This window comes from Bacillus massiliigorillae (assembly GCF_000380245.2).
Classification (GTDB): domain Bacteria; phylum Bacillota; class Bacilli; order Bacillales; family DSM-1321; genus Bacillus_AD; species Bacillus_AD massiliigorillae.
Map to the genome: position 1 here is coordinate 264,111 of NZ_HG428743.1, position 11,887 is coordinate 275,997.

An 11,887-nucleotide genomic window follows, 5' to 3' on the forward strand; every position below is an offset into this window, starting at 1 on the left:
ATTTAGACAGTACATTGTCTAAATCAATAATACGAAAATTTCGATAATTAGTCAATATACTGTCTTTTTTATTAGAGGATAAATACTATTCATGAATATATATAAGAGCTAGTCATTTCATGTTTTCTATCCTATCTACAAAGAGAAAAGGATTCTACTAATTACTTCGAATAACAGCATAAAAAAGACTGCCTGAAAGACAGCCTTACTATTCTACTAAAGCACCTGATAGTTTAAGAGTATTTTTTCGCAAATTTAGTTGACTTTGAATAACTAATCAGCTCATTCATTACAGGAATGCCGCCCCATTAATTCTATAAAATATTTGTTCACTAGATTTGTATATTGTATTCGTATGATTTATTGAATTCTATAACGAGGAGAAATACAAATTTCGCCTGCTGCTGGAAGAGTTGCTGTAGCCCCAGTAGCAAATACTCGAATTGTATCAAATCGAGAAATAGTAAAGTTAAATGTCCCTTCAATTGGAACAACTGATTGTCTTATGACAGTACCGCCTGTCCCATCAATAGGATCGGCTCCCTTTACGAATTGTACTGTAATAGGGAAATTCCCCGTATTTTTTATATACCCTGACGCATAAATAACATCATTTGAGTTTGTAGCAAAAATAACCTCTGCAGTTGCTACCGTATCACCAGCAACTGTAAATTCATTACAAATTTTATCTTGTACAAAATTTTTGGGGTCACAACAACTAAAGCCACTCCCACTGTTTCCATTAAAATTTTGACACATAAAAGTAATTCACCTCTAATTTCCTATGATTACTTTTATTAAATGTATAATATCGAAAACTGCTTGGACTTTTTGTACCCTGTTGATTATCTCCATTAATACCTTTATTTTGTTTTATAAACAAACGGCGGGTAAGCATTGAATTGAACTAAAACTAGAAATTTTGGCCTTAATACACACACTTGTCGAAATTATTTCATCTACAAATTCATTATTTAACTGACAAAAAGGAGAACATTTATGATCATTGCAATCTTGAGCACATTTATGATGATTTTTAAATTTTAGTAATTTCAAAACAACACAATCGTCCTCTAAATTAACAACTTGAAAAAGAAATGTTGTAAAACAAACAAACCTTTCCCTTTTTAAACAAATATCAAAATACGTTGTAACACCTTCAACTTTAAATGGTTCTATATCACAATAAAGGATAATTGGGAGTGTATTGTTTAATTGCATCCCTAAAAGATTTAATTCACACTTTTTTTTACTCATTTCTCTTTGTTTATTTAATATTTCTTCTAATATTGTTTTCAAGCATTTATTTTCATTCTGATATTCCTCCATAGAATCTTCCCCTTACATGGAACTACTGCCTTCTTAAATACTTATATGGAAATCTAATGAGGTTTGAGTGGGTCTTCATACCACAAAATCAAATGCGGACATATAAAATCAAAAAAGAAAGAATTCTCATATTCGATTCTGGTTATCTGGATTAACTCATATCAGATTTGGGGCGGGTACACACTTTATTAAACAAGAATTATATATAACTATAATTATTTGCTCGATTATCTTTTTTTTGCTTTTGCTGTATTTAATTTCACTACAACTTTAATAGTGAATAAACATCCGTATCATATGATATGTCATTTTGATACATATACTTTTTTAACGTACCTTCCTTTGTAAAACCCAATTTAATTAATAACTGACTCGAAGCTTTATTTTCAATAAAAACAATTGCACCTATACGCTCTAATCCAAGTTCTTGAAACCCATAAGAAATCACTTTATCAACAGCTTCACTAGCATATCCCTTACCCCATTGTTCTGGGAGAAATGCATAGCTTATGTTCGCTCTTTTATGTTCAATAGACCAGTCTTGCAACCCAATTGTTCCAATGATTGTACCTGTTTCTTTTAGCTCAATGCCCCATTTCACTCCACTTTTCTCTTTAACTTGTCCTGCGAAATTTTTAATGATTTGTTTTACCTGCCCTATACTTGTTAGAGGTTTCTGACCGTAATAACGCAATACATCATCATTCGAAAAACACTTTAATATATCTTGAGCATCATTTTCAACTAATTCCCTTAACACTAATCGCTTCGTTTCAAGCATTGGAAACATTCTATCACCCCTTCAATAAACATTGAAATGTATTCATTTTATGCATATATACTAAAATAAAATTCCATATTATTTTCAGAATTACCTGCTCTGTTTGTGGAAAATAAAAAGAGAAATAGCTATTATTTAAACTATTTCCCTTACATCATGTATTATATTATTTTTCTCCATCTTCATTTTGAGGTGAATTTGTCGCTGAATTGTTTTGACCTTGTTTGAAATGACGATGATCAGTTTCATGTTCAAATCCACGTTCATCAAAATCGTGACCACCTTCGAATCCTCGGAAGCCTTGACCTGGTCCAAATCCTCTAAAGTCACGTTCATGGCCAAAACTACGAGGATCTCGCCCAAATCCTCGACCAGGTCCGAAACCACGGGAGCCACGACCATGCCCTCCACGATGGTTTCTCAGTTTTTTAATAAGTTTAACAAACGCCTCTTCGTCTTGAGGTAAATCCTGATCCAGAGCATCAATTAGCTTCTGAGTCATCTCAGAATAAAGTGTCTTCTCTTCATCTGTAAGAACATCAAAAACCGTATATTTACTAACCTGCTTCTCATTTTCATTAGCAATTTCTAGGCCAGCTTCAGTAAGCTCAATGGACATTATGCGACGATCATCTTCTGAAGGTTCACGGGTAATGTAACCTTTTTTCTCTACTTTAACTACGAAAGGAAAATATTATCCCCCTCAAATTGATAATATCTACTTTATTAATCCCCATTTAATAAGGATTCTAACTATAATCGACTCTCTCAACCTTGTGTTTCCTATGAATAAACTACGAAATTACTTCATAAAATTGAGCAAAAAGTTTAACAGCTTGTTTATGAAACATTAATATTTTCTTACGATTTATACTTTATTATTTAAAACAAGGTAAAACTTCTTCATATAACTCTCTCTCTTAGAAACCAGTCAACTAATGACTGGTTTCTTTATTTAAAAAAGTACGGTAATTTGGAATGATCATTACTAAATTCAATCTTTTCTTATTGAAGAAACCTCCATGCAGCATAAGAAAAAGCTGCCTAAATGACAGCATTTTTTGGGTTTAAACTCTCGATTGGATTTCACATTCCTTCATCAATTAACTCTCATACTTCCTTGAGACTGGGAATCGATAAATAAAAAAAGCATTCCCTTCTACCATCGGGAATGCTTTTTATTTAAATCATGTAATTAATTAAAAGTCCTGCAGATAACAAGAAGCCGAAAACAGTATTTGTCATCGCTGTTGATTTCATTGCTACTCGCATATATTGAGGTTCTTTTGCACCTTTTTTAAAACCTTGAATAGCTGAGATTGGCTTTTTCATACCTAAGAACATAATCAATGCCCAAGGGCTTACATAACCCATCAATACAATCACAGCAATCCATAAGTAAGCAATTAAAAATATGGTAGCTAGAGTTGCAACTGCTTTATCTCTTCCAAGGAGGATCGGCAATGTTTTTCTTCCACCTTTAATATCTTCATCAATATCTCGAATGTTATTCGACATGTTGATGGCCCCTACTAAAAAGCCAATTGGAATTGAAATTAAGATACTTTCAACTGTTAAAGTATTCGTTTGAATAAAGAAAGCAATTAGTACAAAACATGTCCCCATTAACAATCCGGAAACTAATTCACCAAATGGAGTGTACGCAATTGGTAGTGGACCACCTGTATATAGATAGCCAACCGCCATTCCAAATAACCCAATGACCACTAACCACCAGCTACTATTCATGCAAATATAAATGCCAATAAATGCTGCTACAATATACAATAAAATCGCAACCGTTAAAACGTTTTTTGGCTTCAATCCATGACGGACGATTCCTCCACCAATTCCTACTGAATCAGCTGTATCTAGTCCACGCTTGAAATCATAATATTCATTGAATAAGTTCGTTGCAATTTGCAATGCTAAACATGCAAGCATCATCGCAATAAATAAAAGCCAATTAATTTCGGCTTCATATAGTGATGCAACTGTCCCTAATATTACAGGAGCAAACGTCGCCGTTAATGTATGTGGGCGCGTCATTTTCCACATTAATTTAGCTGGACTCATTTCTTGTTCATTCCCCAACTTGTTCAATCCCCCTACACTTTAAGTATAAAATCACTAGAAGCATTCCTTCGATCTACTTCCTCTTCCATTTATACATTATATCAAAGCATCGCTTATCCTTACTAAAAACAAACATCAAGAATTTAATAATTCTCGTAGTCTTACTCTCTCTCTTTTGTTCAATAGTTTCTTTGTTGTATTAATACGCGTATATTCTCTGTAGAGAGAGTAATATTGTTTTGAAGTATAATGCAAAATTATCAATTATAATTTTTACATGAGAATTTATATAGGAAGTAAAATGTACTTTTACTTTTGAATTAAATTTTATCGAAATGGGAATATATACATCCGAAGTCGTTTTTTGCTTATTATAACTAAATAAATGCTTCATTCAGCTCTCATATTCATTTGTGAAAAAATGATCATTATTTTTAAAAACACTATTGACTAATTACTAAATTATAATTATTATAAAGAAGTAATAAATATTACTTCAACATCAGGAGGAATTTACATAATGTCATATATAAATAAACAAGTAGAAAATTTTACTGTTCAAGCATATCACGCAGGTGAATTTAAAGAGGTTACTCTAGAAGATACAAAAGGAAAATGGGCGGTATACTTTTTCTACCCAGCTGATTTTTCATTCGTTTGTCCGACAGAATTAGTAGATGTTCAAGATCATTACGAAACATTTAAAGAGATGAATTGTGAAATCTATTCAGTATCAACAGATACACACTATGTTCATAAAGCATGGGCAGATGCGACTGATACAATCAAAAGAATCGAATACCCAATGCTAGCTGATCCTAGCCAAACTCTTTCAAAACAATTTGGGGTATTAGTAGAAGATGAAGGTGTAGCACTTCGTGGAACTTTTATTGTGAACCCTGAGGGTATGATTAAGGCTTATGAGGTTAATGATATGGGAATAGGCCGTAATGCTGAAGAGCTAGTTCGTAAAGTGCAAGCTGCACAATTCGTAGCAGAACACGGTGATAAAGTATGCCCAGCAAAATGGACGCCAGGTGAAGAGACACTTGAACCAAGTTTAGACCTTGTTGGGAAAATCTAATATCGTCTTGTATATACTCATTTAAAAACCTATCAGAACAACCAAATCTAGGAGGAATTACTATGTCAAATCAATTACACTCATTAATGAATACACAACTAACAAACTGGACGGTGCTTTACACAAAGCTTCATAACTTCCATTGGTATGTAAAAGGACCACATTTCTTTACACTACATGAAAAATTTGAAGAGTTCTACACAGAGACAGCTACTTATGTTGATGATATTGCAGAACGCTTATTAACAATTGGTGGACAGCCAGTTGGTACATTAAAAGAAACATTAAAAATGGCAACAATTCAAGAAGCAAACGGCTCAGAAAAAGCAGATGAAATGGTTCAAATCATTCTTGATGATTTTAAAATTATCGCTAAAGATATTGAAACGTTATTAGAAGCAGCTGAAGAAGCGCAAGATGAAGAAACTGGTGATTTATTCTTAGGCATTAAAGCTACACTAGAGAAAAACATGTGGATGCTTCAAGCATATTTAGGATAGAACGAACCAATAAAACAAGAACAAACAGAAATTAATCTAGAACATAAATATAAATACTACTTAATACGTCAAGGGGGAACAAAAATGTATAATAATGAAAATCTTAAAACACAGTGGGAACAAATGGCTAGGGAACAAATGTTGGCAGAGAATAGATCGAAAGAAGAGATTGAATCTATTATCCGTCAAGCAAAACAACATGATAAATACTAAAAAAGAGAAACTCCATTTTGAAAAAAAATCAAAATGGAGTTTCTTTGTGAATCAACCCAGTAAATCTTGTGTTTCGTAGATTTTATCTCTACTGACAAAAAAGATTTTGTTTGTCAGAAAGTTCATATTACAAAAGTACATTTTCTTTATCTATTAAAGAGACCTATGCACCTTCTATTAAAACAACATACCCTAAAGTATACTAACGAATGGTGGTGTTGTTTATGTTTGGCTTTGATGGATGCTGTTGTAGAAGACGTTGTTGTAGAAGAAGATGCTGTTGTAGAAGACGTTGCTGTAACTTCATTTGGTAAATCACCGATAGATATTCATTCTAAATTTTGCAGCCATTTATGTGGCTGTTTTTTTATATTTGCATACTTCACCTATTTTTAATAACTTTTCACATTGATATAATTAAAAATTGATTGCAAATTGATAAAACATAATGAGGTGAGTTTATTTGAAATTAAAAATTTCTCTGCTATTTATTTTATTATCTCTTGTCTTGGTAATCGTAATCTACATTTTTAACAAAGGAAAAGATATTAAAAATGTAGATAATATAACTAATCGACTCACTAAATCAATATCATTTGAAGAGTACATAAATAGTGCAAAAAGTGTTTACAAGTTCAAAGAAAATACAATACATATAAATCTAGAAAGTAATGGTTCTTTTGAAAATCTAGATTTAAATGAAAAACTTATTTTACTCGAATACTTTGCTAAGCAACTACGTTATTTTATCCATATTGGAATGGATACTATATCTTCACAAAATGTAAAAATCACTATTGAAACAATCACAAAGAATAATGAATTTCAAGTTATGAATGAGGTTCCATATAAAAAAGCATACGAGGCGAGTGAAAGTACATTTTTTATTAATGGTAAATATAATAAAACAAGCCGTTTATTAAGGATGGCTATACACAATGAGATAGCTAAAGATCCTAACAGTGCACATGAACTTGAAATTATAGATTATGCAAAATATATTTATAATCTCATCACTAGCAATGGGAAATATTACGATTATGAAAGAGATACACCAATTATACTAGATGCCATTCAAGAGAAATACGGTGTTACACTTGAAGAATTCGATGAAATATATATGAAACATTACCTTAATTTAGATTTATAACTTTTCCTATGCTCCTTTTCTAAGGAGCATCTTTTTTTACAATTGATAAGTTTCAATCCTTCTAAGTCCTACATACGAAATTTAAGTTTCATATTTAGCCCTTGTTTCCTCAGAATATGTCCTAAAATCTTCTTTCACTATTCTGCGCCGTTTGTTGCATAAGAAAAAGCTGTCTAAATGACAGCCTTACTCCTCTACTAAAACACCTGTTTGTTAAATTCATTTATTCACACTAACAAGCTACGTCCCTCTTAGACCATTGGCAAAAACTCAGTAAATGGTATTAAAGCACCACACAATAAGAATGATACTCACTACCCCCCAAGCTATATTTCCTATTATCCACCAAACTATAGATTGAGTAGTTGCACTTTTCTTACTTTCCATATTTCTTTTTATAAAAATGAGAACCACAAATCCGGTTATGATGAAACCAATAGTTAACCAAAGTAATAAGTACACTTTAGATCCCTTCTTTTTAGGAGCTTCCCTTCACAATTATTATATTTTAACATAAATATCCAACTACCTTCTTCTCTATAATAATCCATATGTTTAACATTGATAATCTTCAATAGAGAAATCCTCTTTGATTGCTTCTACTTTAAATCAAAGAATAGCAAGCCCTTGCGATCCAAGGTAAGAAAGGTTAGTCCAAGCAGCTACCTGCAATCTAACTAGACTCCCATCATCTTGAATAGAAAAAACAGAGACCGTACCCTGGTTTCCGTTAAGGGTGTAAAAATGCCGTCCATCTTTACTCACTCTAACATCCATCGGCAGTCCTGGAGCCGTTCCTGGCGGTGTACTGGTAATATGCCCTACTACCGACAGTTCTCCATTGGGAGTGATTTGATAGGCGGAAATGGTGCCACTTAAGGTATTGGTAATGTATGCAAAGCGCTTATCCCTTGTTGCTACAACCCAACATGCGGTTTGATATCCGTTTGGTACAGAGCCACTGATCACATGAAGGCTCCCGTTGTCACTCATTGAATAAGATGAAAGGGCATTTGATTTTGCTTCAGTCACTAAGAGGATTTCAGGGGATACAAAATAAGCGCCCAATGGTCCTTGACCATAAGAGTCATTAACGATTGGTTCTGTAACCTTACCATCTTCATTTACACGGAATACACTGAGATAGTTTGATGTAAACTCGGATACAAGGAGTTTTCTACCATCACGAGTGAAGAGAACTTGAGCAGGCTGAGCATTAAAAGTACTAAGAGAATGGGTAGATCCAGGAATTTGAGTAAGGCGTCCATTATTATCTATACGAAAAGCTGTAATATTAGAGGAGAAATTATTAGCCTCATTGCCTACATTAGCAACATAGACAAGATTACCAAATACATCTACGGTATTAGGCTGAGCACCTCCCGATGGCTTCACATCCGCAAGAACGGGTACACCGGTATCAGTAATGATAAAACTGCTGATACTATGGTTACCCGCATTCACCGCAAGCAGCCAACGTCCATCACGGGATAAAGTTAAGGCCCCTTGTGATGTAAGTGGATCAATACCATCGTTTGTCGTTGCGGTGGAGACCTCCTTTGTGCCAGTACCTCTATCATAAGTTGGGTAGGAACCAACAAATGTAAGCAGCCCATTCATATCCCTGTAAAAAGTAATGATTTGATTCATTACTTCATTATTGGTCATCATGTAAACCATACTCGCCTTCACACGGAAAGGTTCATTGATTATTTGCATTTTATACCCAACCTCCTTTCATAGTTTTATATGGTGTTTCTCCCTCTTACATTCCCCAAAATGATACAAATTGAATAGTCTAACCTTTAGCAACAAAAAAAGACTGTAAAATAGCAGTCCTTTAATTACAATAAACATGTTTAAAAGGGTAACTAGCAACCGGCAAACAAAACTGATTCACTCTATAATTAGTAATCCTTATGGGTAAGATAAACATACTCTCTCTTGTATCCCTTCTAAGACTTCTTTTGGTACTTCCTTAAACTTGATATCTTGACCTAGGAAAAGGAGCCAATTTATAATTTCGGTCAATTCTTCAGGATTAGTAACATTAATATAAGTCCTTAAAATACCTGTTGTTTGGTAAGGATTCGTATAGGCAATTGATAGTTTTAACGGATGGTATTTTTTGAACTGATTTATCGCCTTCGGACCAAGTTCAATGACGAGGTTAATTACTTCTTCCTGCTTACTAAGTTTCTCTAAAATTTGTTTCTTACTTAATCTTTTATCCGTAAGGTATGGTTTGACATCCGTTAAATGATCGACAGAGAAAATCTGTCTCTTATTATCCTTTAAGTCAAATCCCTCAATCAACCAATAGCCTTTTTCATGATAAAGGTGCAAGAGATAAATTGGATAAATCTTCGTTTCCTTCTCTTCTTTGATCGATATCAATAAATATCTATCCAAAAGAAGAATTTGAATGAGTTTTTCTAACACTGGATGAGGTAGGTCTGATAATTCAAGGAGGTCAGGATTATTAGGGTTGGTCCCTTCAAAAAGCAAAATTTGATTTAAAAGAACAAGGTCATCTTGCTGGTTTGCGGAGATGAGGCCAAGTAACTTTTCAGCTAAAGACTGTCGACTTTTTAAATAAGGGAGTTGTTTATTTCTTGTGGCCATAAAGGCAATAAACAAAGCTTTAATTTCATTATCGGTAAAGCGAACAGTGGGCAACACAGAGTTATTCATGACAAAATAACCCCCATCCCTCCCAACTTCAGCGACAAGTGGCATCCCCATAGCTTCAATTTCTCTTATATCTCTAATAGCTGTCGAACGAGAAATATTAAATTCTTTCATGATTTCAGAAATGGTAAAGTGGGAGCGATTGTTGATATATCGCATGATGATATTAATTCGTTCAATTTTTTTCATTGGGTCCTCCTAAATAGTATCATTTTTTGACACTATTTAAGGCTATTATAAACTCATCAAGTGAAAAGACAAATCATTTGATTAATTTTCAAAAAGAGGCAGGTTTTGAACATGGAAAAGTATACTCTAGAAGAAAAAGATGCATTCATCGTTTTAGGTATTGGAACTGAGATTACAAGCGATTATACAGACTTTGCTGGCATAAATAAGGAAAAGGCAGACTTTTGGTCAGCCATCAAACAAGATGGAAGACTTAATAAGTTGAAATCCATAGCTGAAAATGACTACATTTTTGCCGTAAACGAAGCAGTAAATAACAAGATGATGCACTATGCTGGTGTCATGACAGATGCATCAATAGAAGAAGCATCCAGAGAGATTCAATTCCCTAAGGGGCAATATCTAGTTGTTAAAGGAGAAGGACAGACGGCAGATGAATTGAGTAACAAGCTTACTGGTATTGCCTTTGGACAAGTCTTGCCAGAAGTAAAGAATTTTGCCTATGTCGGCGGACCTAATGCAACAGTTGAGATGGGGATACGAGATGGCTTAGTATTTGGTGAAATGTGGATTCCTGTTGTTAAGAAGTAGACAAAAATGATAGTGGAGAAATTCATCCATATGCTTAAAAGATACCTTTTATTAGGTATCTTTTTTCATTTCACTTCAATTACATAAGAAGTACATTCTTTTATTTTAGAATTATTACGTGAACTACTAAATCTGTACACATTACAGAATGCATAGCTCTTTTTATTTTCAAACAATAAGGAACCATTCACAGAACCGTCGTAACCGTGAGCAATAAATTTACTAATTTCTAGTTCTGTTACTAGATTATTTTGCATTTGTTTTACTGTTTGGACGAAATTTTCTTTTCCTTGAATGAGCTTGTGACCTATTATATTCCAACAAAAATCATCCGTGATATTATCAATAATAAACTCCATATTGTTTCTAGCAAAAGAAATGGTTAATTCCTTTAGAAAATTCTTTTTAGGTGCATTGCCACAATCATCTGGGCAAATTATTTTTACGTCATCGTTTTGATAATTTGAACTAGACATTTTTTATACCTCAGTTTGTTTAAATTCTATATCGTATGAGATGTATTACGTAGTTTTCACTTTTTATTCTTATTAATTATATCCTCTAGCTCTTTTATTCTTTGACTATTGTTAGTTATCATTCCAAACAATATCCCAAACATAATGCCTATCCCTAGACCAAGTGGTGCTAAATGAAATTGACCAAATAGTAGAAACCCCAACAAACCAGCAACTGTCATATATAGAAACGTCATATTCATTAAGCTCCTTTCAATTATCTGCGAACAAATATATATAATCCAAACATAATCTTCAAAAAACATCGTTCATCTGCCGTTCATATTCCTTTTATATACTGAGCTCAAACAGTAATTATTAATAATTCATTTGCTTCAAGGTAACACTGTTTAGATTAATTAAAAAAGTGAGTGATTTGAATGCTTGTATTAGCAATTATATTCATTACGGCAGCATTATTATTTTATTCTGTGGGAGTATGGTCAGAGAAATTTCAAAATATATTAAAACCATGGCATGTAATCATTTTTTGGTTAGGATTAGTGTTCGACACTATTGGAACAACTATAATGGAAAAAATGGCATTGGAAGGATCTCTATTTAGCTTCCATGGTATAACTGGTTTATTAGCCATTTTATTAATGTTATTCCATGCTATCTGGGCAACAATTGTTTTGATTAAAAAGGATAAAGTTATGATGGTAAAATTTCATAAATTAAGTATCATTGTTTGGTTATTATGGTTAATTCCTTATATATCAGGAATGATTTATGGAATGACAAATAATTTTTAATATAATTGATTAC

At 33.1% G+C, this 11,887-nt stretch carries 16 protein-coding genes; 7 read left to right on the forward strand and 9 right to left on the reverse strand.

Going from position 1 to position 11,887, the window contains the following annotated elements; all coding sequences use genetic code 11:
- Positions 1 to 360: 360 nt before the first annotated feature.
- The 5 genes from TX86_RS19970 to TX86_RS19990 all read right to left on the reverse strand — a co-directional run bounded on the left by TX86_RS19970 (position 361) and on the right by TX86_RS19990 (position 4,204).
- Positions 361 to 759, reverse strand: coding sequence for a DUF3992 domain-containing protein (locus TX86_RS19970; protein WP_052343787.1), 399 nt, complete (start codon positions 757 to 759; stop codon positions 361 to 363).
- 114 nt (positions 760 to 873) lie between these two features.
- Entirely contained in the window at positions 874 to 1,329 is a 456-nt protein-coding gene (locus tag TX86_RS19975; RefSeq protein WP_052343789.1) for a CotY/CotZ family spore coat protein, read from the reverse strand.
- Between the two features lie 262 nt (positions 1,330 to 1,591).
- Positions 1,592 to 2,119 carry a GNAT family N-acetyltransferase gene (locus tag TX86_RS19980; protein ID WP_042351592.1) on the reverse strand — a complete coding sequence of 176 codons (528 nt, stop codon included), beginning with the start codon at positions 2,117 to 2,119 and terminating at the stop codon, positions 1,592 to 1,594.
- A 157-nt stretch (positions 2,120 to 2,276) separates the two neighbouring features.
- Positions 2,277 to 2,729, reverse strand: a complete 453-nt coding sequence (locus TX86_RS19985; protein WP_052343791.1) for a hypothetical protein — start codon at positions 2,727 to 2,729, stop codon at positions 2,277 to 2,279.
- 563 nt (positions 2,730 to 3,292) lie between these two features.
- Positions 3,293 to 4,204 carry a 1,4-dihydroxy-2-naphthoate polyprenyltransferase gene (locus TX86_RS19990; RefSeq protein ID WP_042351594.1) on the reverse strand — a complete coding sequence of 304 codons (912 nt, stop codon included), beginning with the start codon at positions 4,202 to 4,204 and terminating at the stop codon, positions 3,293 to 3,295.
- A 502-nt stretch (positions 4,205 to 4,706) separates the two neighbouring features.
- Here TX86_RS19990 and ahpC point away from each other — a divergent pair.
- The 5 genes from ahpC to TX86_RS20005 all read left to right on the forward strand — a co-directional run bounded on the left by ahpC (position 4,707) and on the right by TX86_RS20005 (position 7,133).
- Positions 4,707 to 5,270 (forward strand): alkyl hydroperoxide reductase subunit C, encoded by a 564-nt coding sequence (gene ahpC, locus TX86_RS19995; RefSeq protein ID WP_042351596.1) that lies wholly within the window; start codon positions 4,707 to 4,709, stop codon positions 5,268 to 5,270.
- Positions 5,271 to 5,332: 62 nt separating this feature from the next.
- Entirely contained in the window at positions 5,333 to 5,770 is a 438-nt protein-coding gene (locus tag TX86_RS20000) for a Dps family protein (RefSeq protein ID WP_042351597.1), read from the forward strand.
- An 84-nt stretch (positions 5,771 to 5,854) separates the two neighbouring features.
- Positions 5,855 to 5,983, forward strand: coding sequence for a hypothetical protein (locus TX86_RS27500; protein WP_268258266.1), 129 nt, complete (start codon positions 5,855 to 5,857; stop codon positions 5,981 to 5,983).
- A 228-nt stretch (positions 5,984 to 6,211) separates the two neighbouring features.
- On the forward strand, positions 6,212 to 6,379 hold the full coding sequence (locus tag TX86_RS26825; RefSeq protein ID WP_154663181.1) for a hypothetical protein: 168 nt from the start codon (positions 6,212 to 6,214) through the stop codon (positions 6,377 to 6,379).
- A 67-nt stretch (positions 6,380 to 6,446) separates the two neighbouring features.
- Entirely contained in the window at positions 6,447 to 7,133 is a 687-nt protein-coding gene (locus tag TX86_RS20005) for a hypothetical protein (protein ID WP_042351598.1), read from the forward strand.
- A gap of 609 nt (positions 7,134 to 7,742) precedes the next feature.
- Here TX86_RS20005 and TX86_RS20015 read toward each other — a convergent pair.
- Positions 7,743 to 8,852 carry a lactonase family protein gene (locus TX86_RS20015; protein ID WP_042351601.1) on the reverse strand — a complete coding sequence of 370 codons (1,110 nt, stop codon included), beginning with the start codon at positions 8,850 to 8,852 and terminating at the stop codon, positions 7,743 to 7,745.
- A gap of 198 nt (positions 8,853 to 9,050) precedes the next feature.
- Positions 9,051 to 10,013 carry a helix-turn-helix transcriptional regulator gene (locus TX86_RS20020; RefSeq protein ID WP_042351602.1) on the reverse strand — a complete coding sequence of 321 codons (963 nt, stop codon included), beginning with the start codon at positions 10,011 to 10,013 and terminating at the stop codon, positions 9,051 to 9,053.
- A 111-nt stretch (positions 10,014 to 10,124) separates the two neighbouring features.
- Between TX86_RS20020 and TX86_RS20025 the strand changes: the two genes are divergently transcribed.
- Positions 10,125 to 10,604, forward strand: coding sequence for a GyrI-like domain-containing protein (locus TX86_RS20025; RefSeq protein ID WP_042351604.1), 480 nt, complete (start codon positions 10,125 to 10,127; stop codon positions 10,602 to 10,604).
- 65 nt (positions 10,605 to 10,669) lie between these two features.
- On the opposite strand, the gene TX86_RS20030 is transcribed toward TX86_RS20025, so the two are convergent.
- Together TX86_RS20030 and TX86_RS20035 are read right to left on the reverse strand one after the other, a co-directional pair.
- Positions 10,670 to 11,080, reverse strand: a complete 411-nt coding sequence (locus tag TX86_RS20030) for a nuclear transport factor 2-like protein (protein ID WP_042351605.1) — start codon at positions 11,078 to 11,080, stop codon at positions 10,670 to 10,672.
- A 56-nt stretch (positions 11,081 to 11,136) separates the two neighbouring features.
- The gene (locus TX86_RS20035) at positions 11,137 to 11,316 is read right to left on the reverse strand and encodes a hypothetical protein (protein WP_042351606.1); all 180 of its coding nucleotides are present in this window, start codon (positions 11,314 to 11,316) and stop codon (positions 11,137 to 11,139) included.
- A gap of 183 nt (positions 11,317 to 11,499) precedes the next feature.
- Here TX86_RS20035 and TX86_RS20040 point away from each other — a divergent pair, with 183 nt between their 5' ends.
- On the forward strand, positions 11,500 to 11,874 hold the full coding sequence (locus TX86_RS20040; RefSeq protein ID WP_042351607.1) for an HsmA family protein: 375 nt from the start codon (positions 11,500 to 11,502) through the stop codon (positions 11,872 to 11,874).
- Positions 11,875 to 11,887 lie beyond the last annotated feature (13 nt).

What these genes read in the sequence shown, in the direction of transcription:
- TX86_RS19970 (WP_052343787.1), bottom strand. Translation starts at nt 759, where the DNA reads ATGTGTCAAAATTTTAATGGAAACAGTGGGAGTGGCTTTAGTTGTTGT.
- TX86_RS20000 (WP_042351597.1), top strand. Translation starts at nt 5,333, where the DNA reads ATGTCAAATCAATTACACTCATTAATGAATACACAACTAACAAACTGG.
- TX86_RS20020 (WP_042351602.1), bottom strand. Translation starts at nt 10,013, where the DNA reads ATGAAAAAAATTGAACGAATTAATATCATCATGCGATATATCAACAAT.
- TX86_RS20025 (WP_042351604.1), top strand. Translation starts at nt 10,125, where the DNA reads ATGGAAAAGTATACTCTAGAAGAAAAAGATGCATTCATCGTTTTAGGT.
- TX86_RS27500 (WP_268258266.1), top strand. Translation starts at nt 5,855, where the DNA reads ATGTATAATAATGAAAATCTTAAAACACAGTGGGAACAAATGGCTAGG.
- TX86_RS20040 (WP_042351607.1), top strand. Translation starts at nt 11,500, where the DNA reads ATGCTTGTATTAGCAATTATATTCATTACGGCAGCATTATTATTTTAT.
- TX86_RS20030 (WP_042351605.1), bottom strand. Translation starts at nt 11,080, where the DNA reads ATGTCTAGTTCAAATTATCAAAACGATGACGTAAAAATAATTTGCCCA.
- TX86_RS20015 (WP_042351601.1), bottom strand. Translation starts at nt 8,852, where the DNA reads ATGCAAATAATCAATGAACCTTTCCGTGTGAAGGCGAGTATGGTTTAC.
- TX86_RS19975 (WP_052343789.1), bottom strand. Translation starts at nt 1,329, where the DNA reads ATGGAGGAATATCAGAATGAAAATAAATGCTTGAAAACAATATTAGAA.
- TX86_RS19985 (WP_052343791.1), bottom strand. Translation starts at nt 2,729, where the DNA reads ATGTCCATTGAGCTTACTGAAGCTGGCCTAGAAATTGCTAATGAAAAT.
- TX86_RS20035 (WP_042351606.1), bottom strand. Translation starts at nt 11,316, where the DNA reads ATGACGTTTCTATATATGACAGTTGCTGGTTTGTTGGGGTTTCTACTA.
- ahpC (WP_042351596.1), top strand. Translation starts at nt 4,707, where the DNA reads ATGTCATATATAAATAAACAAGTAGAAAATTTTACTGTTCAAGCATAT.
- TX86_RS19980 (WP_042351592.1), bottom strand. Translation starts at nt 2,119, where the DNA reads ATGTTTCCAATGCTTGAAACGAAGCGATTAGTGTTAAGGGAATTAGTT.